Origin of the sequence: Deinococcus aquatilis DSM 23025 (assembly GCF_000378445.1) — a bacterium.
In the GTDB taxonomy this organism is placed as follows: Bacteria; Deinococcota; Deinococci; order Deinococcales; family Deinococcaceae; genus Deinococcus; species Deinococcus aquatilis.
This window is the reverse complement of the sequence record NZ_KB899751.1, coordinates 1-22,660: the sequence shown is the minus strand read 5'-3', so window position 1 is coordinate 22,660 and position 22,660 is coordinate 1. Positions and strand designations below refer to the sequence as shown.

The following is a 22,660-nucleotide window of genomic DNA, read 5'->3' as shown; positions in this document are numbered from 1 at the left end:
CACCTCGTGCAGAGCCGCACCACCTGTTCTTCCAGAACTCCATTCAGGCGAGGCGCGGCGATGAGCGGCGGTCTGGTGGCCCTGCTGGACGATGTGGCGGCCATTGCCAAAGTCGCGGCGTCTTCTCTGGACGATATCGCGGCGGCGGCAGGCAAGGCAGGCACCAAGGCCATCGGCATCGTGGTAGACGATACGGCAGTCACCCCGCGCTACGTGGTGGGCTTTACTCCCGACCGCGAGTTGCCGATCATCTGGCGAATTGCCAAGGGGTCGCTCCGCAACAAGATCGTGTTTATCCTGCCCGCCGCGTTGCTGCTGAGTCAGTTCGTCCCGTGGGCCATGACGCCCCTGCTGATGGTGGGCGGTGCCTACCTGTGCTACGAGGGAGCTGAAAAACTCTATGAGGCGGTCACAGGACATCAGGAAGTGCCGGAGGAATCGGCGGCCAAGCTGTCCAGCACCTCGCACGAGGAAACGATGGTGGCCGGAGCCATCCGCACCGACTTCATCCTGTCGGCAGAGATCATGGCGATCTCGCTGGCTGAAGTGGCCGACCAGCCCCTGCTGTCCCGCGCCCTTATTCTGGTGTTGGTGGCCGTTCTGATCACGGCGCTGGTCTACGGTCTGGTCGGAATTATCGTCAAGACCGACGATTTTGGCCTCAGGCTTGCCAAGAGCGGCTCCGGTGCGGCCCGCAGCATCGGGCGCGGGTTGGTCAAGGGCATGCCGGTTGTCATGGCGGCCCTTTCGGTCATCGGCACGGCGGCGATGCTGTGGGTGGGCGGACATATCATCATCGACGGCCTGAACAAGTTCGGTTTCAGTGCGCCCGCCCACTTCCTGCACGATCTGGCACTGGCAGCAGGCCACGCCCTGCCCGCAGTAGAGGCTGTCGTGGAATGGCTGGTGGAGACGCTGGGTTCTGCCCTGGTCGGCGTGGTTGTCGGGGCCATCATCGTAGCGATCATGCATCTGCTGCCCAGCAAGAAAAAACACTGAGAGTCAGGCCAGCTGCTTTGTCTCTGGAGTCAATCAGGCGGATTCCCGAAGGAAGGCAACCGGAATAAACGATGCCTGATTCCGTGGATCGGCTCTGACCCTCTCAGTGACGTAACAGCGCATTGACGGCGTCCTTGATGGCCTGCCTGCGGTGGGCATGGTCGGTATCCTGTTCCGATCCGTCCATCAGCAGAGGCCGGATCTGGGTGAGGGCAATGACCAGATCGAGCAGGGTGGCGGCGGGGAAAGTGGCGCTCAGTACCCCTGCCTGCTGTGCGCTACCGATTGCAGCCACTTTGTGTCGGTTGGCCTCTACGACCGCGTCCGTCTTCATTCCCACCGAGCCACGTTCCAGGCTGTCCCACGCGGCTATACGGGAGACTTCCGGGTATTTTTGCAACTGGTCGAAGAGGCGGGCGGCGTACTCGGCCAGGTCATGGACATCGACCGGAACATCGTTCATATTGCGGACGATCAGAGAATCGAAGACCGCGTCGAACAGCTGATCTTTGCTGTAGTAGTAGGCATAGATCATCGCTTTGTTGCTGCCCGAAGCCTGCGCGATTCGGTCTATTCTTGCTCCAGCAATGCCGTAGCGAGCAAATTCAGCGGTGGCGGCCTCCAGAATTCGTTGACGGGTGGCCTGGGCGTCTCTTTTCATGCAATCAGAATACAACCAACCAGTTGCTTGACTTCCTGGAGTTGAACTGTTGTAATTTCTGGAACAAGCAACCAGTTGGTTGCCTCACTTGCCCCACCTGTCCTGTACATCAGGCGCAGTCGACTTTGCAGGAGACCTATGAAACTGACCGATTTCCGTACCCTTGGACGCTCTGGCCTGATTGTCAGCCCCCTGGCTCTGGGAACCATGACTTTCGGCGCACCGCGCTGGGGTTCATCCGATGACGTATCAGAAAGTATTTTCAATGAATACGTGGATGCGGGCGGCAATTTTATCGATACCGCCGATGTCTATGCGGGTGGCCGCAGTGAAGAGCTGGTGGGACGGTACACGGCAGTCCGCGAACTGCGCGACCAGTTGGTGTTGGCAACCAAATTCACCTTTGGGGCGGTGCGCGGCAACCCGAACGCCAGCGGCAACGGGCGCAAGAACATCCACCGGGCGCTGGAAGGCTCCTTGCGCCGCCTGAACACCGACTACATCGACCTGTACTGGATGCATGCCTGGGATACGGTGACACCCGTAGAAGAGGTGGTGCAGTCGTTCGGCGACCTGGTGCGGGCGGGAACCATCCGGTATTACGGCTTTTCCAACGTGCCTGCCTGGTATCTGGCACGCGCCGCCACACTCGCCGCCGAAAATAATCTGCCCGGCCCCGTGGCCCTGCAGGCCCAGTATTCCCTAGTAGAACGCAGCGTGGAACAGGAGCTGGTGCCTGCGGCCAGAGCCTGTGGCCTGGGGATTACGCCCTGGAGTCCGCTGGCAGCAGGATTTCTGAGTGGCAAATACAGCCGTGAGGGAGCGGGAGCCAGTGCAGCCGGGCGGCTCAGCGGCCCCAACCCCTTTGGCGATACCAAATTCACGGAACATAACTGGCAGGTGCTGGACGCCGTACAGGACGTGGCCCAGGAGGTGGAGCGTCCACCCGCACAGGTGGCTCTGGCCTGGGTCTTGGCCCAACCGGGTGTCTGTGCGCCTATCGTGGGGGCCAGCCGGGTGTCACAACTGCGCGACAGCCTCAGCGCCCTTGATCTGCACCTGACACCCGAACAGTTGACGCGCCTGAATGACCGTAGCGTGCTTGATCCAGCTCACGGCATGACCACCATGCTCAAAAACGCCATCTTTGGTGGAATGCCGGTACAGGGCTGGGAAGACCAGTAAACGGCCTGCCCGTCAGCAGACCCGGTCCGGCAATCGTCTGACCGGGCTTTGTCGGTGCTTCAGAAAGCCTCTGCATGGACGGCCAGCACGCTATGGTGTTTTCAACTCTGCTGGAAACAGCTTTCGCGCCTACAAATTTCGGCCTACCGGTGTTTCACCGGCCCAGTTGCCCTGCAGGACAATCTTTAGTCAGAACAAAGTTCTCAGCCACGCAGTTTCCAACCAGCACCATCTCTCAGCAAAACAGGAGAAAATATGGAACCCAGAAGACTCGGCAAAACGGGGAACCTGATCTCCCCCATCGGTTTCGGTGCGTGGGCCATCGGCGGTACGTGGGGTGCGGTAGACGACGACACCAGCCTCGCCGCACTGCACCGCGCCCTCGATCTGGGGGTCAATTTTTTTGATACGGCAGACGTATACGGCGACGGCCACAGCGAGCAACTGCTGGCGCACCTGCGCCGTGAGCGATCTGAGCCTTTTCTGATCGCCACAAAAGCAGGTCGCCGCCTTGATCCTCATACCGCCGCAGGTTATACGGCGCAGAATCTGCGGGCTTTCGCGGAGCGCAGCCTGCGTAACCTCGGCGTAGAGACGCTGGATCTGCTGCAACTGCATTGCCCACCCAGCGAGGTCTACGAGCGCGACGATGTATATGCCGCGCTGGACGGGATGGTGCAGGAGGGCCTGCTGCGGGCCTACGGCGTGAGTGTGGAAACGGTGGACGAGGCCCTGACTGCCGTCCAGCACCCCCACGTGTCTACGGTACAGATCATCTTCAATGCCTTCCGGCTCAAACCCGCCGAGGCCCTGTTTGCGGCGGCGCGTGAGCATGACGTGGGCATCATCGCGCGGGTTCCGCTGGCCAGCGGCCTGCTGAGCGGCAAGCTCAGGCGCAATACCACTTTTGCCGAGGACGACCACCGCCAGTTCAACCGCCACGGTGAGGCCTTCGACAAGGGCGAAACATTCTCGGGTGTGGACTACGAAACGGGCCTGGAAGCCGTGGAGCGGCTGCGCCCACTGGTGCCCGAGGGGGCGACGCTGGCCCAGTTCGCCCTGCGCTGGATTCTGATGTTCCCGGAGGTGAGCTGCGCGATTCCCGGAGGCAGGACGCCCCAGCAGGTGGCCGACAATACGGCGGCGGCGGCCCTGCCTCCTCTGACCGAGGAACAGATGAAGGGAGTGCAGACTGTATACGACGATCTGATCCGCGCACAGGTTCATCCACTGTGGTAGAGGCAATTCAGGCCCAGCTTCTACAGATTGGCGGTGTAGAACTGAACGTGCAGCAGGCCGGAACAGGACAACCGCTGGTGATGTTGCACGGCCTCGCCAGCAACCTGACAGCCATGCAGCCCGAAATAGACCGTCTGAGCCAATTTTTCCGGGTCATTGCACTGGACAGCCGTGGACACGGACGTTCTCAGCGCCCCGCCGCCTACACCCTGCAAGATCATGTGGATGACGTGATCGGGGTGATGGACGCGCTAGGCCTGGGCACGGTGTATCTGATGGGCAGTTCTATGGGCAGCTATATCGCGCAGGGAGTCGCCACACAGCAGCCTGCGCGGGTGGCGAAACTGGTGTTGATCACCCCCAAGGCCAGAGGAAAAACTTCCTCAGTGGCCCGCTTCCTGGTGGCACACGCTGCCGAACTGGAGGGCCTGACACCGGAAGAGGTGCAGGCGTTCCTGATGAACGGCATTTTTGCACCCTCCACCCCGGCAGCGGTCAGGTCAGCACTGGCCGAGGCCGCGCAGCAACAGGCTGCCGCCGGACTGATGCTGACACCGGAAGAGAATCTGGCCGCCAACCGCGCCCTGGAGGGTTTCGACTTCACGCCGCTGTTGCCGCAGGTCACGGCCCGGACGCTGGTCATCAGTGGCCGCTTCGACCCTCTCAATCCCGTGGAGGACGGCCAGGAAATCGCGCGGCTGATTCCGGGGGCACAGTTCGAGGTTCTGGAACACTCCGGCCACATACCCAATCTGGAGGAGCCAGAGCAACTGCACGGGCTGATAGAGGACTTCCTGAAAGCCTGATGGGGCCTGATCCGGAGACCGATTCTCAGGACTTCACGCGAACTGGTCGACCACCGTCATTCCCAGCCCCGAGAACTGGTTCATCTTTACCAGTGCGTCAATCGACTCTGCCAGCGAGATCCGGTTGCCGATCAATTGATCCGGTCGGAGCAGGCCGCCAGCGATCATTCTCAGCATCTCAGGATAGGCGTGGGCGGCGAGGCCGTGGCTGCCGTAAATTTCCAGTTCCCGTGAGATCACGGCGTCCATGGGCACGGCGGGGTGGCGTTGGTCGGCCAGCATCAGCCCCACCTGCACATGCCGCCCCCGCGTTCTGAGGTTCTGCACCGAATTGAAACATGTCTGCGGATGTCCCAGAGCATCAAGTGAGAGGTGGACCCCGCCCCCCGAAAGTTGACGGACCGCGTCCACCACATTGGGAATCAGGCTGCTGTTGAGGGTATGGTCTGCACCCACCTGGCGGGCAAAATCCAGCTTGGCTTCGTCTATATCGATAGCGACGATGCTGGCCCCATGCGCCTTGGCAATCATGATGGCCGACAAACCTATGCCGCCGCAACCGTGTACGGCCACCCACTCGCCGCCCCGCACCCGGCCCTGCTGCACCACGGCCCGGAAAGAGGTGGCAAAGCGGCAGCCCAGGCCAGCAGCGGTCACAAAGTCCATCTGATCGGGCAGACGCACCAGATTCTGGTCGGCAAATTCGAGTGCCACGTACTGCGCGAACGATCCCCAGTGCGTAAATCCGGGCTGGAATTGCCGTTCACAGACCTGCTGATGCCCCGCCTGACACTGAGAGCAGCGCCCGCACCCGCAGACGAACGGCAAAGTCACGCGGTCTCCAGCCCGCCACTGCTGTACCTGTGCGCCCACTGCCACCACCGTTCCGGCGAGTTCATGGCCTGGAATGTGCGGCAAGACGATATCGGGGTCATGGCCCATCCAGCCGTGCCAGTCGCTGCGGCACACACCTGTAGCTCCTACCTCTACCACGACGCCGTGAGGGGTGGGAACGGGGTCGGGCACACTGACGAGTTGGGGCCGCTCACCAAACGCGGTATACATGACTGCCTTCATGCCCAGACTTTACAGGGCGGATGACTGGGCGGAAGCGGCCAGTACAGCAGGACGGGGCGGTGATCCGCAGTTCCCTTCACCCTCAATGACGTGGGTTCCCCCCGACAGCCTTCACGGTTGTGTTTCCCTGTTGTTCTTTATTGTAAGGTCGGGTTCAGTTCTGCGGTCTACTCTCAGAGGAATCTCCCATGTCTTCATCTTTTCCCCCGCCCACCCCCGTTCCTGTCGCTCCGCCCAGCACCATCGGCACCCTCTGGAAGTCGGCCTGGTTCCGGCTGATCGTGTATGTGCTGATCGGGATTGCTCTGTTGTGGCTGTACCGGCGATTGAGAACGGTGCTGATCGCGACGCTGGCGGCCTACCTGATCGCCTACCTGGTTCACCCGATCTTGCAGCGGCTGGAACGCTACGGTGTCCAGCGGCCCCTGGGAATCACGCTGCTGCTGCTGGCCGTGGTGGGCGTCTTTACCGCCATCAGCCCGCTCCTGGGTGTGGTGTTCAATCAGGTGTCGTCGCTGGTGCAGGCCCTTCCCAGCCTGGCCGATACCTTCAGTGCGTGGCTCAGCCAGTTGGCCGAGAAGCGTCCGGCCTGGGCAGGCGTGCAGCAGCAGGTCGAGGTCTGGCTCGACGGCATATCGCACAACCTCTCGACCAATCTGGGAGCTGTACTGGGCGAAGTCTTCTCGCCCAGCGGCGTCTTGGTCGGGGGACTGCTGGGAGCGGTGGGACTGCTGGGGCAGGTGGCCCTGACCACCCTCATCAGCATCTACATGATGGCGGTCTATCCACAGATCGGGCCGTCGCTGCTGCGGCTTCTGCCCCGGCGATTCCAGTCGTTGGCCGCCGATGTCAGCGGGCATGTGGGCCATGCGGTCGGCGGTTATTTCCGGGGACAGGTGTTGGTCACGCTGTCTTTCGGGGTCCTGGTGGGCATAGGACTGACCCTGATAGGACATCCGGCTGCGCTGGGCATCGGCTTCGTGGCTGCGCTGTTCTATATCGTGCCGTATCTGGGCGTCTGGGTGGCGCTGGTGCCCGCGCTGCTGCTGGCCGTGCCGTTGGGCGGCCTGAAAGTACTGCTGGTGCTGCTGGTCTTCTTTCTGGCCGATCAACTGTCAGTCCATGTCATCTCGCCAAGGGTGATCGGCCAGAACACCAACCTGTCGTCGTTGGCGGTGGTTCTGGCTGTGACCTTCGGTGTGGGGCTGTTCGGCCTTCCGGGTCTGTTTATCTCGGTGCCGTTGGCAGCGCTGGCCAAGGCCCTGATCGAGGCGTATTACTTCAGCAGCCGGGGTTATCAGGCCATCAGCCGACCTTATCCGGTCCCGGAACCAGATCCGCCGATGATCGTGACCCAGGATCAGGTCTTACGTCCAGAGGAGGGGTCGATCAGATGAGGCCCCAGTGTTAGGGTGAACGTATGAAAATCAGCGATCACGTCTATGCCCTGCCACTGACGGCCATGATGGGCGGCGGCCCCTCGACCCTGTTTCTGGCGCTGATCGTGGATGACCTTCAGGGCGCAACGCTGGTGGATACAGGCATTCCCGGCATGAAAGACAAGATCGGGGCCGCGCTGAGTGAAATTGGCATGAGCCTGAGCGATATCAGGCGCGTCATTATCACGCACCATGATCTGGATCATATCGGCTCGCTGCCCGCCATCGTGGAGGCCACAGGCGCACGGGTTCTGACTTCGGCAGGAGAATTGCCCTATGTGCAGGGCGAGTTGCCGGGCCAGAAACAGCCCACGCCGGAAATGCGGGCGGGAATGTCGCCTCAGATGCTGGCGGTGTTCGACAACCCACCCAAAGCCCAGGTCGATCAGGTGCTTGAAGACGGCGAGCGGCTGGACCTTGCGGGTGGCGTGCGGATCGTCTATACGCCGGGACACACGGTCGGTCACCTGAGCCTGTTTGTAGAGGCAGACGGGGTGGTGATTTCTGGCGACGCACTGGGCAGCAACCAGGGAACGCTCACCCTGCCCTGGGCGCAGGGAACGGCAGATATGCCAGAAGCCGTGCGGAGCGTAGCCAAACTGGCTCAGCTTCCCGCAGAGGCCATACTGACCTATCACGGCGGTCTGGTCAGCGAGAACGCCGCGCAACAATTGCAGACCCTGGCCGCGCAGCAGACAGCCTAAAAGCATGCTTACATCGGGCAATGCAGTAGTTCAGATTTGATTTCTGCCGGAGTTTTTCAACCCGGCTCGAAAAAATTCTGGAAGGGTGACGGAATGTCCTGGAATTCGTTTCAGCCCTTGCCCAGTGGAGATTGATCCAGCTGTTCCAACCACTCCTGGGGATCGGCGTACACTGCCGCCGCGCCCTCGAAACGGGTGTCTCCGCCGCAGCGCAGGGCCACCGTCGCCACGCCAGCCTTGTGGGCACTCTCTATATCAAAGGGAGTATCCCCGACCATCAGGACTTCGGCGGGGGCCAGCCCAAGCTTGGTCACGGCGGCCTGCACGATATCCGGCTCCGGCTTGGAGGATTCCACATCCGAGGCGGTCGTGTATTCGGTCAACAGATCATCTACGCCAGCAACCCTGAGCAGGTCGGCCACCAGAGCCTCGTCTGCCGATGTGCCCACGATCAGGCGCAGTCCACGCTCCTGCAGCCGCTCGATCAGGGCACGCACGCCGGGCTGGGCCTTCAGGTGAGGCATTTCTTCGGCCTGAAAGTGCTGTTTCCAGGCCTCACCGAGCCGCTTGAACGTGGGTGAGTCCTTTTGAACGTCTGTCAGGCGAGGCACCATCTGATCACTACCCATGCCGATCAGTGGGCGCACCTGATCGAACGGAACAGTAATGTGCTCATCGGCAAAAGCCTTCACCCAGGCACGGGCATGGGCATCGTTACTGTCTACGAGGGTACCGTCGATATCAAAAATGACGCCTTTATACATGCGGTCAAGGTAGACATCTTCGGCCCGCCGCACATAAGAGCGGCATGGACAGGACTTTAGAGAGAGTGTCAAACTGGTTATTTGTATCGATTGTCGAGCTGAAGGCAGCATTTTCTCTGTTTCTCTGGACTCTCTCAAGGATGAGTCTGGTTTTTAAGAGAGCAGCAGCCGCTATCTTGCCTGCACTGCCGGAAAACATCGACAAGTCCACCTGTGTCGATGGCATCCCTTTCTGGCGTCGGAGGCTGTTATGGTTCGCCTTACTTCACTGCTTGCCCTGCCTGCGTTGGCAGTGGCCGCCCTGATCCTGCGTGGGCCGCAAGAGCCGCTGCGCCCCAGTACTCCCCAAGAAGGCGTAGGGCCACTGACCCGCCGCCGCTACTGGGCCGAGGTGCAGGGATGCACGCGCACGCCGCAGGACATCGCCGCCGACTGGCGTCACCACCTGCCCCAGCACGCGCCCAAAGCATTGGCTTGGTTCCGGGGGCTAGACCACCCGGTGCCGCCCATTTCGCAGGGGGACCGGTTGTGGATCTTGCTGCTGTGCACACGCCGCGCACGGGTGGTCATCGAACATGTGGACGACCTGGACTTCCGCGCCCGCACGCTGCGCCTTCACCCCGATGCAGGCACCTCCGAATTCCGGGTGTTGCCGGGAAAACGGGCTGGGCACCTGGTGTTGCAGGTCGAATCGGTCATGAGAAACCAATCGCATTTTGACCGAATGGCCTATGTTCTGGGAGTCCACGCACTCCAGCGCATGACCTGGGAACGGGTGCTGGACAGCGTGGCCGCCTTCAGCGGCGGGCAGATCATCAACCGGGGCCATGAATCGGTGGAACTGCCGATGTTGCCGCGAGTGCCGGAGCTGGTCGCCGGAGAGCCTGCCTGAAGTGACGACTGGACTTTCGACTATTCGGCCAATGCCTGTGCCCCTGCCCGCAGATTGACGGGTCGAAATCCGTGCGAAACCAGTGCTGGAAAAGGCAGGACGGCAGCGTGTTCGGGATTCCAGAGGGCCAGATGAAGGACGTGTGGGCGCGTCTGTAACGTCGGCAGAAGTGCGGTCTGGGCCGAACTCAGGCCCCAGCGGTTGGCGGTGGCAAACAGCACAGGCGCAGCAGGAAACCGAGTCAGAAGGGCCAACGCTTCTGCTGGGTCGCCGCGCAGAAGGGCCACCTGCAGGGCCGGAAAGTGGGGGCGAAGGGCATCTGCCAACGCCGCACCGCTGGGCGGATCACCGTATGGGCCGCCGATTTCGCCCATTTCGGGCACGATCAGCAGGAGGGGCGCGGCAGGATCGGGCGTAGGCCAATGGCCGCTGAAGGTGATGCTCTGAGCCGCCCAGGCCTGAATCTGGTTTTCGTCGGCCACTTGCTGGGCTGGGGAATAGGGGCGCGGTGTACCGGGAAAGCGGGCGGCAGCATGTTCCAGACGGCTGACCGCCTGGGCCACACGCTGGGGCATCAGTCGGCCCTCATCCAGCGCCCGCACGAGGGCAGCGGCGTGGTCGGCGTGGGTGGTCAGGTCGCCGTGCCCGCAACTCAGTACGGCGTCGGCTCCGGCCAGCAGCGCCAACGGAGCGGCCTCGCCGTGTGGGTGGCGATCCGCGATGGCGTGCATATCGGTGGCGTCGGTCACGACTACGCCGTCATAGTTCCAAGCGGTTCTGAGGAGGTCGGTCAGGAAGGCGGGCGAGAGGGTGGCGGGCTGCACGGCGTCCAGCGCGGGATAAACGATATGGGCGGTCATGATGCTGCCCACGCCTGCCGCCACTGCTGCCCGGAAAGGCCGCCATTCGGTCTGCTCCAGTTGTGCGCGGGATTTATTCACGGTGGGCAGGGTCAGGTGACTGTCCTGAGTGGTATCACCATGCCCCGGAAAGTGCTTGACGGCGCTCAGTACGCCCTCTTCCTCGCTGCCCAGCGCCCACGCCACGCCCAGCCGCGCCACCAGATCGGGGTCACGGCCAAATGCTCGCTCGCCAATCACCGGATTGTGCGGATTCACGTTGACATCCAGACTCGGCGCGTAGTTCCAGTTGAGGCCCAGTTCAATCAGCCCGCGTGCGGCAATCTGGCCCGCTTCCCGCGCCGCTTCCTCGCTGCCCATCATGCCCAGGGCTTGCGGCGTGGGCGCGTGTGGCCGGTCCAGACGGCGCAACACCGCGCCCCCCTCCTGATCGGTGGCAATCAGGGCGTCGTGCCCCAGCGCCTGCCGGATATCCCGCACCAGTTGGGCCGTGCGCTGCGGCGTGCTGAAATTGCGGGCAAACAGGCACACACCGCCAAAGCCGTAGCGGGCCAGAAACCGGGCCTGTTCGGGCGTGAGGTCGGGGCCGGGAAGATCGATGATCAGGGTGCGGTTGGGGTTCACAGCCGCCGTCACTTCACCGCCCCTTCCATCCCTTTCATGAAGTAGCGCTGAGCTGCCAGAAACACCAGCAGCACGGGCAGCATCATGATCAGCGAACCGGCGGCGATGTTAAAAGGATCGTAGTTGAATTGTCCCTTCAGGCGCAGCACGGCCACACTCAGCGGCGCTTTGTCGGGCGCGGCAGACAGCACCAGCATGGGCCAGAAATAGGCATTCCAGGTGCCCACCAGCGTAAAAATGCCCAACGCGGCCAGGGAAGGTTTGGTCAGCGGCAGCATGATCCGGGTCAGAATGGTCATCTCGCCCGCACCGTCCAGCCGCGCCGCTTCCAGGAGGGCGGTGGGCACGCCCAGAAAAGCCTGCCGCATGAGGAAGATGCCGAATGCGCCCGCGATGGTGGGAATGACCACGCCCAGATGCGTGCCCAGGAGGCCCAGTTTTTTGAGGGTCAGGGTATTGACGATAAAAGTGGTTTCGCCCGGCAACACCAGCGTCGCCACGATGATGGCAAAAATGATATTGCGGCCCGGAAAGCGGAAGCGGGCCAGCGGATAGGCCGCCAGTGCCGACACCACCAGCGTGCCAATCACCGTCAGGACCGTAATAGAAATGCTGTTCCAGACATACTTGCCCAGCTCGAAAGTCCGGTAGACCTCCAAAAAGTTGTTCAGGGTGACGGCTTTGGGAAACAGGCTGGCCGGAAAATCATAGATGCTGGTTCCGGCGCGTTTGTCGGTGATGGCAATCGCCAGCGTCCAGACGAACGGAAATACGGCAAAGATCAGAACGAGGGTCAGGAGGACGTAACGCAGCACCAGCCGGAGCGCCTTGCGGTTGCTCTTGCGGCGCGGCACGGTGAGGGGTATGGGCCGGGTGACGGCGCTCATGTGCCTTCCCCGCTGCTGTCACGGAACAGCCGGAAGTTGGCGACCGACAGCGCCAGAGCCACCACCGCCACCACCAGACCCGCCGCACTTGCCAGCCCGTAATCGAAGTTGAAGCCCTGAAACGCTTTGGAATAGACGTACATCAGCGCGGTATACGTGCTGTTCAGCGGGCCGCCATTGGTGAGCACCAAAACCTCTTCCAGCACGCGCAGCGCGGCGATGGTCGAAAGCAGGCTGCACAGCAAGATGGTGGGTTTCATCATGGGCACCGTGATTTTCCAGAACCGCTGCCACGCCGACGCGCCGTCCAGCACCGCCGCCTCTTCCAGCTCCTCGGGAATGCCCTGTAGGCCCGCCAGATACAGCACCATGTAATAGCCGAAGCCACGCCAGAACGTGACCAGCATGACGGCCCAGAACGCGGTGTACTCGCTGTTGAGCCATCCCACCGCCCCACCCGGCAGCAGATGCAGCGCCCCCAGCACCCAATTCAGCGTGCCGTCCTTGTTGTACACCCATTCCCACATCACGGCGGCCAGAGAAATACTGGTGACAACCGGCACGTAATAGGCCGCCCTGAAAAACGGCATGGCAGGCAGATTCTTGTTGACCAGCACGGCCACCGCCAACGACGCCAACTGCAAGACGGGCACCACGATCAGGTATTTCACGCTGTTGCCCAGCGAGGTCAGAAACAGCGGGTCGGCAAACAGGGTGCGGAAGTTGTCCAGCCCGATCCATTTGGGCGGGAGTCCCTGCCCGAACCGCGCCCCACCGTACTCGGTAAAGCCCAGATAACTGCCGTAAGCCAGCGGATAGAAGGTAAAGAGGGTCAGCAGGATCAGGGCGGGGGCCAAAAATGCATACGACAGCAGCGTGTCACGCCATGAAAAAGCGGAGCGGGCGGGAGCGGGTCGGCGGCGCTGGGCACGGGTCATGAAACACCTCCTTGAGAGCTGGGAAGAGGTTGGGTGGGTTCAGCTTACGCCCGGATTAACCCGGCGGATCAGCCCAAGCATCGGCCCGCCCCGACACTCGGCAGGCGGGCCAGTACAGGCGGGGCGAGGAATGGACTTCCGCGCCCCAGACCCTTACTTGCTCATGTTGGCGTTCCAGTAACTCACCGTGTCATTGAGTGCCTGAGCCGCTGTTTTCTTGCCCAGCATGGCGGCTTCTATGTTGTCGCTGAAGTTCTTGTACAGGTCGTCACTGTTGCCCGGAACCTTGAAACCGGGGTTGATAAAGCGGCCCGACGCACCCACCAGACTGGTGGCCTTGGCAATCGGATCGGCGCTGACCTTCTTGAAATAGGGATCGTTCTGGGCGGCGGCGGTGGTGGGCACAATCGGCACGATCTTGGCAAAAGCAATCTGGTTGGCGTTGTTGGTAAAGAAGGCGGCGAGTTTGGCAGCCTCGGCGGGGTGCTTGCTGGCGGTGGGAATGACCATGCCCATGCTGGTGCCCGTCTGTACGTTGGCCCTGCCCAGCGGCGCAGTCGTGACCACCGTTTTGGCGTACAGGCTGGGGTTGGAATCCTTGATGCGGTTCAGGGCCTGCGGGCCGCCCACGATCATCGCAACCTTGTTCTGGGCGTACAGTTCGGTGGCAAGCTGGAAGGCTTCTTTGCGGAGCGCGTCTTCGGGCAGGTAGCCGCCCTTGAACAGGTCTACGTAGCGCTGCAGCAGGGCAATATGCGCGGGAGAATTGAAGGCCGCCTTGCCGCCAGCATCGTAAATCGGCAGGCCATCCGAGAAGAAATAGCCGAGGAACGACGCGCCGCCGGGGTCTTTGAGGGCCGGAACCCACGCGTAAGCGCCCGTTTTATCTTTCACGGCCTTGACCATATTCAGCATCTCGGTCATGTTGCGCGGCGCAGCTACACCGGCTTTTTTCAGCAGATCGGGGTTGTACAGCAGCACGCCTTCGTTCAGCGAGCCGTACCACGGGTAGCCGTACACCTTGCCGCCAATCGTAAAATTTCGCAGCGTTTGAGGGTAGAAGGTGGTTTTGAGGGTGGCCGCAGGAGTCAGACCGTCCACAGCCCGCAAAAAGCCGTTCTGTGCGGCCTTGGCCGTTTCGTCGATGTTCAGGTTCACCACGTCGGGAGCGCCGCCCATGTTCACGCTGGCAATAAAGTCCTGCACCATCGTGGCCTGCTTATCGAACCATTTGACCTTGATGGTGGGGTTGGCCTTCTCGAACGCGGCGATGGTGGTCTTGATGTACGGATCGAATTTGGGGCTGAGGTACCACGTCCAGAACTGGATTTCTACGGGCTGCTGGGCGGCAGCGGTGCTGAGGTGGCCGGAGGCGGCGCTGAAGGCGAGACCGAGAGTGAGCAGGCGCAGAGCGTGTTTCATATGGACTCCTTGGGAAGGGCCGGGGGGCCTGAAAGGAAAGCGAACGTCAGTCCTTCAAGATCAGTACTTCTTGTCCACCACGCTTTCAGCGGTGACGCGCAGCATGGCGTGACTTTCGGGGCGGCGGGCCAGGACAGCGGCGTACAGCATTTCCAGCACCAACGCCTGAGAGGTCAGGTTGCCCAGAACGCTGCCCGTGAGTGGGTCTTCCTGGGTGGAGGCAAACAGAACGGCGCTGGCGTAGCGGGTCACGGGGCTGCTGGCGCGGTGGGTAATAGACACCGTAAAATGGCCGCCCTGCTGGGCAAGTTTCAGGTGCTGCACGGTGTCGATGGTGCTGCCGCTTCCGCTGAGGCCGATCACGACTCCGCCGCGTGGCATGGCGCTGATACTGACGGCGGCGAGGTGGGGGTCGGTGTATACGACGGCGGTGATGCCCAGTCTCATCAGGCGGTGGGCGAAATACTGGGCCAGGAGGCCGCTGTTGCCCTGCCCGGTCAGATCGACTCTGGGGGCGCGGGCCAACGCCTCCGCCACTGTGTCCATCACAGCGGGATCGTACAGATGGGCCGTGTCCTCAAGCGTCTGGGCGCACTGCCGAACCAGTGTTTGTGCGTGGGTATGTGCCAGCCCCGGCCCCGAGAGCTGCGGGGCTGGGCGACCCAGGACATCCGTAGCCAGCGCAATTTTGAAGGCGTGAAATCCGGCAAATCCCAGCTTGCGGCACAGCCGCGTAATGGTGGCCTCCCCCACCCCGACCTGTAAGGCCAACTCGGTAATCGTCTGGTGCATCACGGCGTCGGCATCGTGCGAAACATGGTCGGCAACGCGTTTAAGGCTGGGCGAGAGAGCAGAGGCTTGCAGGCGAATGCGGCCCAGGACACCGGCGGGGGGCGTGGAGGGAGAAACGGGAACGCTGGGCAATGCGTGACCTCCTGAGAACCGACAACAGAGTGAGTTCTACGATGGCTGCCGCTGTTCTTGTACTTGAGTGCAGGTGTTTGTTGTGACCACATCATGATAAAAAAAATTACCGATGTCAAGTATTGGCATGAAAATTTCAGCCAAGATCAGGATTGAGGTAGGCTCGTCAGACTACTTGAGCGGGCGAGATTGATCGGCCTTGCCGTCGCTGGAGAAAGGAAAAAAGCCCTTTCTGTCGCCCCGAACGCGTTTTATCCAATTTTCAGGTACACGAGGTTGGCTCTCCGCGCCTGAAACTCTCCTTGTCATGCCTCAGGCATATTCTGAACGCTAAACCTGAAAGATATTTTCAGGTATCTGTAGAGAGGGCCAACAGAAAGCGCCGCCTCCAAACAGGAGACGGCGCTGAGGGATGAAGTTTAGGCCTGAACCTGAGCCAAGAGATCCCGCAATTTCTGCGTGTCCTGATGAAACTGCCGGATACCTTCGTTCAGTTTCTCGCCTGCCATCGGGTTTTCTGCGAGGCTCCAGCGGTATTCGGCCTCGGTGACTTCGGTTTCGGTGCGCTGGCCTTCGCTGGGTTGCAGTTGACGCTCCAGCACGCCTTCATCGGCGGCAAGTTCGCCCAGCAACTGCGGGCTGACCGTCAGGCGGTCACATCCAGCCAGGGCTTCCACCTGTGCGGCGCTGCGGAACGATGCGCCCATGACCACCGTGGCGTACCCCTGCTCCTTGAAGTGGCTGTAAATCTTGCGTACAGACTGCACGCCGGGATCCTCGTCGATAGGATAATCCTTGATTCCGGTGGACTTTTTGTACCAGTCGGTGATGCGGCCCACGAAGGGCGAGATCAGGAATACGCCCGCCTGAGCGCAGGCGATGGCCTGTTCCAGACCAAAAATCAGGGTCAGGTTGCAGCGAATGCCCTCGCCTTCCAGGATCTGGGCGGCCTGAATGCCTTCCCAGGTGGCGGCCAGCTTGATCAGGATGCGGTCACGGCCCACGCCCTGGCCCTCATACAGCGCAATCAGGTGGCGGGCACGGCTCAACATGGCGTCTTTGTTGAACGAGAGGCGAGCGTCGACTTCGGTGCTCACGTCGCCGGGAACGATGCGGGTCAGTTCTGCGCCGATCTGCACGGTCAATAGGTCGATCACGTCGTCCACGCTCTGGCCGCCCGTCAGACCCTCTCTGGCCGCCGAGAGCAGCGAGGAGTAGCCCGTGAGTTGTGCGGCCTTCAGGATCAACGACGGATTGGTCGTGCAGTCACGGGGCTGATACAGCTTGATGGCCTCAATGTCGCCCGTATCGGCCACCACGATGGACATGCTCTTCAATTGTTCCAGTTTGTTCATGGTCGTTCTCCTGTCATTCTGCGTGAGGGGGAAGGGACTGGTCTTGCTGCACAGATGCTACTCCCCTGAAGTCTGCAGCAAACTTTAAGTGTTAGCACACGGACGGCCTGGGGGCGACCTGGCTCGGCGGCAGAGACAATTTGCCCGCGATCACGGCGCGGCGTGCCCCGGTGGTACGCGGCAAGGTATTGGGCCAGCCCTGCGCGGCGTAGTAGCCCAGCACCGCAAAAGCCGCCGCTTCCCGCGCTGCCGAATTCCAGCCTTTCTCCTCGAAAGTAACGACAGGCACGGGCGCGAGGGCCGCCCGAAACTGCGCCATAAACACCGGATTGAATGCGCCGCCGCCCGCCACCACGATTTCGTCCAGTCCGTGCGGCAACACGAACCGGGCGTAACTCTGGGCGATGGCCTGCACGCTGAAGGCCGTGACTGTGGCGGCCAGATCGGGCACAGACAGCGCCGAAGTTTCCGGCAGATGCGCCAAGGTCCAGTATTCGCGGCCTGTGCTTTTGGGCGGCGGCGTGAGCAGTTGGGGGTCTTGCAGCCAGCGGGCAATCAAAGCAGTGTCTGCCTGCCCACCCGCCGCCAAGCGTCCGCCCTCGTCGTAGCGCAGGCCCGCTAGGGCGGCGGCTTCATCGATCAGGGCGTTGGCGGGACCGGTATCAAACGCCAGCACCTCCTGACCCAGCCCCGGTAGGTAGGTCAGGTTGGAAATTCCGCCCAGATTGTGAATGGCCCGCCGCACGCCCGCTTCGGCAAACATGATCTGGTCGGCAAAAGGCACCAACGGCGCGGCCTGCCCACCTGCGGCCATGTCTGCGGGCCGAAAATCGGAGATCACAGGTTTTCCGGTGCGTTCCGCGATCAGCGCGGCTTCGCCCAGTTGCAGGGTGGCCCGCCGTATCCAGCCCCGGCCCGCATCAAGGCGCGGAATATGCATCACCGTCTGCCCATGCGAGGCGATCAGATCGGCCCCGTCTGAGAGTTCGGCGGCGGCCCCGGCCAGTACCTCGCCCAGCCAGAAATGCAACTGGGCCAGATCGGAAGTCCGGGCATCGTCGCGCCCAGCCGCCAGAACTGCAGCCCGCAATTCGTCCGTGAAAGGAGTAAATCGGTGTTCCAGCACCCGCACCTTGCCTGCAACGTCGGCCAGTGCGGGTGGCCCCTGCTCCGGCCCACGCCCACGCAGCGCAGGCCAGCCCGGAAACTCGGTCAGCACGGCGTCTATGCCGTCGGCACTGGTGCCGCTCATCAGGCCCAGCACACGGGGAGCCACTACGCGGGGAGGGGGGGCAGTCATGGCGGCAGGCTAGAGCATTCGCGGGCGCTGGAGAGCAGTTCAGCGGTTTTGCGGGAAGCCCAGATCGACCTTGCTGCTCGCCGGGTCGGGCCAGCGCGAGGTAATCACCTTGGAGCGGGTGTAGAACTTGACCCCCTCCGGGCCGTACATGTGCGTGTCTCCAAACAGACTGGCCTTCCAGCCACCGAAGGAGTAATACGCGACTGGCACAGGAATCGGCACATTCACGCCGACCATGCCCACTTCCACATCGAACTGAAACTGGCGGGCCGCGCCGCCGTCGCGGGTGAAGATGGCGGTGCCGTTGCCGAACTCGTTGCTGTTGATGAGTTCCAGCCCCTCGGCGTAGGTGTCGGCCCGCACCACACACAGCACCGGGCCAAAGATTTCGTCGTCGTAGGCGGCCATTCCCGGCTTCACGTTGTCGAGCAGCGATACGCCGAGGAAAAAGCCGTCGCTGTCGAAGCTGGCCTCGCGCCCATCCACGACCACCGTTGCGCCCTGTTCCTGCGCCGACTGGATGTAACCCGCCACCCTGTCACGGTGTTCGCGGGTGATCAGCGGCCCCATTTCGTTGCCTGCCACGTCGCCGGGGCCGATTTTCAGGGCCGGAATGCGCTCCTGAATGGCGCTGATAAGCTGATCGCCCGCCCCGCCCACCGCCACCAGAACGCTGATCGCCATGCAGCGTTCGCCTGCCGAACCGTAGGCGGCACTCACGGCAGCGTCGGCGGCCATGCCGATATCGGCGTCGGGCAGTACCAACATGTGGTTTTTAGCTCCACCCAGCGCCTGCACGCGCTTGCCGTTTTTGGTTCCGGTTTCGTAGATGTATCGGGCAATCGGCGTGCTGCCCACAAAGCTGACCGCAGCAATGCCGGGATGGTTCAGAATGGCGTCCACCGCTTCCTTGTCGCCGTGGACCACGCTCAGCACGCCGTCGGGCAGCCCCGCATCCCTGAACAGTTCGGCCAGAAACATCGCAGAAGACGGGTCTTTCTCGCTGGGCTTGAGAATGAAGGCATTGCCGCAGGCAATCGCGTTGCACAGCATCCACAGCGGCACCATCGCCGGAAAGTTGAACGGCGTGATGCCTGCCACCACACCCAGCGGCTGCTGGATGGAGTACACGTCCACGCCCGTGCTGACCTGCTCGGAGTAGCCGCCCTTCAGCAGATTGGGAATGCCACACGCATATTCCACGTTTTCGATGCCACGTGCAATTTCGCCCAGCGCGTCGGAATGTACCTTGCCGTGCTCGCGGGTGATGATGCGGGCCAGTTCGTCTTTGCGGGCCACCAGCAATTCACGGAATTTGAAGATGACCTCGGAACGCTTGCCCAGCGCTGTAGAACGCCAGATTTTGGCCGCAGCAGTGGCGATCTGCACGGCGGCGTCTATCTCGGCGGTGCTGGCCAGCGGCACCTGCGCCTGCACTTGCCCGGTGGCGGGGTTGTACACAGGCGCGGTGCGGCCCGACTGCCCGGCGGCGGGGGCATTGTTCAGCCAGTGGGCGAGGGTCTGGACGGTGGTTGGAGCGGTTGCAGTCATGGGGATACCTCGGAAGATCATTCTTCAGGGCGCGTTTGTTCGACGAACTCTAAAGCAGAGAGATACTGATTCTTGTCAAACCGGAAGGGGCCAAATCCTGAGTAATCCCAATACTCTTTTATGGAAGGGTAGTACAACGAATGTCCCGTATTCTTACGGGCATGCTCATCCATAGAGTAAGGTGCAAGAAACAAATCATCATCGGAAGCCGAATCAATCTCTTCGCTAAAATATTCTTTAGTGCTTCGGTGGGGTTGTTCAAAATCTTGCCAGATGACTTGTTCGCCCTGAAGTTGGATATGAGCCAGCATGGGCCAACAGCCTTCGATGCGGCAATCGGCGCAAATCAGGAGCACTGCTTTATCATCCCAGATATCACGCATAGGTCGGCCATTCCACCGCATAAAATTGGGGTCTTCGGGCAAAAAGTATGAAGGATTTAATCCAGCGTAGGCAGGCACCTTGCTTATCTCGCCGCGAAATCCGTCTTCAAACTCTTTCATCAATTCGATCAAATTTTTGCCATCAATGAGTATCTGAAGTTCTGATTGATTGAAATTATTGACAATCCAGTTTAATTCAATTGTATTCAACTTGCCTTCAGTCCGCTGCCACTGGCCCCGCGATCATCTGATCTACCAGCGCCAGCGCTTCCTCGTACACATTCAGGCCGTGATCGAGTTCTTCCTTCGTGACCACCAACGGCGGGCAGACCCACAGGAAATTGAAGCGGCTGTAGGCATACACATGCTGGCTCTTGATATGCGCGGCCATCTTGCCCATTTCTGGCGAGGTGCCGTTGAAGGGCGCAAGCGGTTCTTTGGTGGCCTTGTCCTTCACCAGTTCGATGACGCTGAACAGGCCCTTGTAGCGCACGTCGCCCACGCAGGCGTATCTGGCTTTGATGGCTTCGAGGCGCTGGCCCAGATACGCGCCGAGTTCGCGGGTATGCTCGAACAGGTTTTCTTCCTCATACACGGCGAGATTGCCGATGGCGGCGGCCAGACTGACCGGATGCCCGCTGTAGGTCAGGCCGCCCGCCAGAAAGTGCGTTTCAAAATACTCAGCAATCTGGCTGCTGACCACCACCGCGCCGAGGGGCATATAGCCGCTGGTGAGGCCCTTGGCACAGGTCACGATGTCGGGTTTGATGCCGTAATGCTGGGTGGCAAGCCAGGTGCCGGTGCGGCCAAATCCGCTCATGACCTCATCGTCGATCAGGAGGATGGCGTACTTGTCACACAGGGCGCGGAGCTTGGGGTAATAGTCGTCGGGCGGCACGAGCAGGCCATTGCTGCCAGTGATGCCTTCGACCATGATGGCGGCGATATTGTGCGGGCCTTCCATCTGAATAATTTCTTCGATGTGCGACACGCATTCGCGGTTGCAACTGTCGGGCGTTTTGCCGAACGGGCAGCGGTAGCAGTACGGATCGAAGGCCCGCACGATGCCGGGAACGCCGGGTTCCACAGGCCAGCGGCGCGGGTCGCCGGAAGCGGTCATGCTGCCCATCGTCGCGCCGTGGTAGCTGCGGTAGCGGGTAATAATCTTGTCGCGCCCGGTGTACAGGCGGGCCATTTTCATGGCGTTCTCGTTGGCCTCGCTGCCGCCGAGGGTAAAAAAGCTTTTGCCGAGGCCCGTGACCTCTGCCAACTTCTTGCCCAGCGTGGCGCGAACATCGGTGGCAAAGCTGGGGCCTGCAAAGCACATCACGTCCACCTGATCTTTGATGGCCTGAAGCACTGTGGGATGTTGGTGGCCCACGTTGATATTGATGAGTTGGCTGGAAAAATCGAGCCAGGTATTGCCGTCGCCATCAAAAAAGTGGCTGCCCTTGCCGCCCGTCATATGAATAGGGTTGGCAGCGCCCTGCACACTCCAGGAAAACAGCGTGTAATCGCGGTTGTCCTGAATAACCTGATGGGTATCGGGATGAGCCTGCGGAAAAGAATCGGGCATAGGTGACCTCCCTGAACTGCGTTTGCTGGCCTTCAGTTTAGGTTCATCTGCTTGCCAACGCGAGAGACACAGTGTCAAAGCTGGGCTGAATTTGAAACTGCCGAGTCAATTTACATTTCAAAACACGTCTTTGGGTCCATCAGTTGACAAAGTAAAGTACTTTAGCGCAATATAAATCCAGTTGAGGTCGGTGACTTGCGCCCTGCAGGCCACTCCTCACAGCTACCCCCACTCAAGAACAGAGGAGCTTCACATGACGAAAGTACTGTTTGTAAAAGGCAACCCCAAAGGCACCGACCAGTCTTACTCGCTACGCCTCGGCCAGAGCTTTGTAGACGCCTACACCGCCGAACACCCAGACGCCCAGATCACCGAACTGGACTTGTACGAGGACCACATCCCCCTGATCGACGCAGACGTGATGACCGGGTGGGGCAAGCTGGCCCAGCAAACAGAACTCAGCCACCACGAGGCCACCAAGGTGCAGCGCCTCGGCGTGCTGGTCGATCAGTTTCTGGAAAGTGATGTGATCGTGCTCGCCGCCCCGATGTGGAACTTCGGCTACCCTCCGATGGTCAAAGCCTACATGGACGCCATTGCCGTGGCTGGGAAAACCTTCAAATACACCGCAGAAGGACCTGTGGGTCTGGCAGGCGGCAAGAAAGTAGTGGTTACCGAGGCACGCGGCGGCTTCTGGAGCGAAGGCCCCGCGCAGAACATGGAACATTCTCAGAGCCACCTGCGGGCCTTCTTCAGCTTTCTAGGCATCACCGACGTGCAGGTTCTGCTGGCCGAGGGTCTGGCTTACGACCCCAGCAAGGGCGAGGAGATCTTCGCCGCAGCGGCGACCCGCGCACAACAAGCGGCGCAGGCCCAGGCACTTGTTCCCACTGCCTAGAGCATTTGTCATAATGATGACATGAAACGAGTGGGAGGCCGAGGGTACAGTCTGGATTTGCGTGAACGGGTGGTGGCTGCGATCGAAGGCGGACAGCCCCGTCAAGTCGTCGCCCGGTTGTATCGGATTCACATTGAAACCGTTGATGCCTACCTCGCAAAGCAGCGTCTCGGGAC

At 61.3% G+C, this 22,660-nt stretch carries 22 protein-coding genes; 9 read left to right on the top strand and 13 right to left on the bottom strand.

Annotation, left to right across the window (positions count from 1 at the left end; all coding sequences use genetic code 11):
* Positions 1–60 precede the first annotated feature (60 nt).
* Positions 61–999: a DUF808 domain-containing protein gene (locus F561_RS0121255; protein WP_019011989.1), complete on the top strand. Its 939-nt coding sequence runs from the start codon at positions 61–63 to the stop codon at positions 997–999.
* Positions 1,000–1,102: 103 nt separating this feature from the next.
* Here F561_RS0121255 and F561_RS0121250 read toward each other — a convergent pair whose 3' ends face one another.
* On the bottom strand, positions 1,103–1,660 hold the full coding sequence (locus F561_RS0121250) for a TetR family transcriptional regulator (RefSeq protein ID WP_019011988.1): 558 nt from the start codon (positions 1,658–1,660) through the stop codon (positions 1,103–1,105).
* A gap of 138 nt (positions 1,661–1,798) precedes the next feature.
* On the opposite strand from F561_RS0121250, the gene F561_RS0121245 reads away from it, so the two are divergent.
* The 3 genes from F561_RS0121245 to F561_RS0121235 all read left to right on the top strand — a co-directional run bounded on the left by F561_RS0121245 (position 1,799) and on the right by F561_RS0121235 (position 4,890).
* Entirely contained in the window at positions 1,799–2,845 is a 1,047-nt protein-coding gene (locus F561_RS0121245) for an aldo/keto reductase (RefSeq protein WP_019011987.1), read from the top strand.
* Positions 2,846–3,100: 255 nt separating this feature from the next.
* Positions 3,101–4,084, top strand: a complete 984-nt coding sequence (locus F561_RS0121240; protein ID WP_019011986.1) for an aldo/keto reductase — start codon at positions 3,101–3,103, stop codon at positions 4,082–4,084.
* The gene (locus tag F561_RS0121235) at positions 4,078–4,890 is read left to right on the top strand and encodes an alpha/beta fold hydrolase (protein WP_019011985.1); all 813 of its coding nucleotides are present in this window, start codon (positions 4,078–4,080) and stop codon (positions 4,888–4,890) included. Before F561_RS0121240 ends, F561_RS0121235 begins: the two co-directional genes overlap by 7 nt.
* 33 nt (positions 4,891–4,923) lie before the next feature.
* Here F561_RS0121235 and F561_RS0121230 read toward each other — a convergent pair whose 3' ends face one another.
* Positions 4,924–5,967: a zinc-dependent alcohol dehydrogenase family protein gene (locus F561_RS0121230; protein WP_019011984.1), complete on the bottom strand. Its 1,044-nt coding sequence runs from the start codon at positions 5,965–5,967 to the stop codon at positions 4,924–4,926.
* A gap of 188 nt (positions 5,968–6,155) precedes the next feature.
* Here F561_RS0121230 and F561_RS0121225 point away from each other — a divergent pair, with 188 nt between their 5' ends.
* Both F561_RS0121225 and F561_RS0121220 read left to right on the top strand, forming a co-directional pair.
* Positions 6,156–7,364 (top strand): AI-2E family transporter, encoded by a 1,209-nt coding sequence (locus tag F561_RS0121225; protein ID WP_019011983.1) that lies wholly within the window; start codon positions 6,156–6,158, stop codon positions 7,362–7,364.
* A 23-nt stretch (positions 7,365–7,387) separates the two neighbouring features.
* Entirely contained in the window at positions 7,388–8,110 is a 723-nt protein-coding gene (locus F561_RS0121220) for an MBL fold metallo-hydrolase (protein WP_019011982.1), read from the top strand.
* A 110-nt stretch (positions 8,111–8,220) separates the two neighbouring features.
* Here F561_RS0121220 and F561_RS0121215 read toward each other — a convergent pair whose 3' ends face one another.
* Positions 8,221–8,874: an HAD family hydrolase gene (locus F561_RS0121215; RefSeq protein ID WP_040381515.1), complete on the bottom strand. Its 654-nt coding sequence runs from the start codon at positions 8,872–8,874 to the stop codon at positions 8,221–8,223.
* A gap of 250 nt (positions 8,875–9,124) precedes the next feature.
* Here F561_RS0121215 and F561_RS0121210 point away from each other — a divergent pair, with 250 nt between their 5' ends.
* Positions 9,125–9,766, top strand: a complete 642-nt coding sequence (locus F561_RS0121210; protein WP_019011980.1) for a DUF1990 family protein — start codon at positions 9,125–9,127, stop codon at positions 9,764–9,766.
* A 20-nt stretch (positions 9,767–9,786) separates the two neighbouring features.
* Here F561_RS0121210 and F561_RS0121205 read toward each other — a convergent pair whose 3' ends face one another.
* The 10 genes from F561_RS0121205 to F561_RS0121160 all read right to left on the bottom strand — a co-directional run bounded on the left by F561_RS0121205 (position 9,787) and on the right by F561_RS0121160 (position 21,586).
* Positions 9,787–11,262, bottom strand: a complete 1,476-nt coding sequence (locus F561_RS0121205; protein ID WP_019011979.1) for a glycoside hydrolase family 3 N-terminal domain-containing protein — start codon at positions 11,260–11,262, stop codon at positions 9,787–9,789.
* Positions 11,259–12,137 carry a carbohydrate ABC transporter permease gene (locus F561_RS0121200; protein WP_019011978.1) on the bottom strand — a complete coding sequence of 293 codons (879 nt, stop codon included), beginning with the start codon at positions 12,135–12,137 and terminating at the stop codon, positions 11,259–11,261. Before F561_RS0121200 ends, F561_RS0121205 begins: the two co-directional genes overlap by 4 nt.
* Positions 12,134–13,075, bottom strand: coding sequence for a carbohydrate ABC transporter permease (locus tag F561_RS0121195; protein WP_019011977.1), 942 nt, complete (start codon positions 13,073–13,075; stop codon positions 12,134–12,136). The genes F561_RS0121200 and F561_RS0121195 overlap by 4 nt, the downstream gene beginning before the upstream one ends.
* A gap of 153 nt (positions 13,076–13,228) precedes the next feature.
* A complete protein-coding gene (locus F561_RS0121190; RefSeq protein ID WP_019011976.1) occupies positions 13,229–14,497 on the bottom strand; it encodes an ABC transporter substrate-binding protein in 1,269 nt (422 codons plus the stop codon).
* Positions 14,498–14,557: 60 nt separating this feature from the next.
* The gene (locus tag F561_RS0121185) at positions 14,558–15,421 is read right to left on the bottom strand and encodes a MurR/RpiR family transcriptional regulator (protein WP_019011975.1); all 864 of its coding nucleotides are present in this window, start codon (positions 15,419–15,421) and stop codon (positions 14,558–14,560) included.
* Positions 15,422–15,840: 419 nt separating this feature from the next.
* The gene (gene tal, locus F561_RS0121180; protein WP_019011974.1) at positions 15,841–16,776 is read right to left on the bottom strand and encodes a transaldolase; all 936 of its coding nucleotides are present in this window, start codon (positions 16,774–16,776) and stop codon (positions 15,841–15,843) included.
* Positions 16,777–16,867: 91 nt separating this feature from the next.
* Positions 16,868–18,076: an anhydro-N-acetylmuramic acid kinase gene (locus tag F561_RS0121175; RefSeq protein ID WP_019011973.1), complete on the bottom strand. Its 1,209-nt coding sequence runs from the start codon at positions 18,074–18,076 to the stop codon at positions 16,868–16,870.
* A gap of 39 nt (positions 18,077–18,115) precedes the next feature.
* Complete coding sequence (locus F561_RS0121170; protein WP_019011972.1) at positions 18,116–19,627, bottom strand: CoA-acylating methylmalonate-semialdehyde dehydrogenase; 1,512 nt, start codon at positions 19,625–19,627, stop codon at positions 18,116–18,118.
* A 17-nt stretch (positions 19,628–19,644) separates the two neighbouring features.
* The gene (locus F561_RS0121165; RefSeq protein ID WP_019011971.1) at positions 19,645–20,220 is read right to left on the bottom strand and encodes a hypothetical protein; all 576 of its coding nucleotides are present in this window, start codon (positions 20,218–20,220) and stop codon (positions 19,645–19,647) included.
* Between the two features lie 7 nt (positions 20,221–20,227).
* Entirely contained in the window at positions 20,228–21,586 is a 1,359-nt protein-coding gene (locus F561_RS0121160; protein ID WP_019011970.1) for an aminotransferase class III-fold pyridoxal phosphate-dependent enzyme, read from the bottom strand.
* 253 nt (positions 21,587–21,839) lie between these two features.
* On the opposite strand from F561_RS0121160, the gene F561_RS0121155 reads away from it, so the two are divergent.
* Both F561_RS0121155 and F561_RS30615 read left to right on the top strand, forming a co-directional pair.
* On the top strand, positions 21,840–22,484 hold the full coding sequence (locus tag F561_RS0121155) for an FMN-dependent NADH-azoreductase (RefSeq protein ID WP_019011969.1): 645 nt from the start codon (positions 21,840–21,842) through the stop codon (positions 22,482–22,484).
* Positions 22,485–22,505: 21 nt separating this feature from the next.
* On the top strand, positions 22,506–22,660 hold a 155-nt coding region (locus F561_RS30615; protein WP_425386927.1), incomplete at its 3' end, for an IS630 transposase-related protein.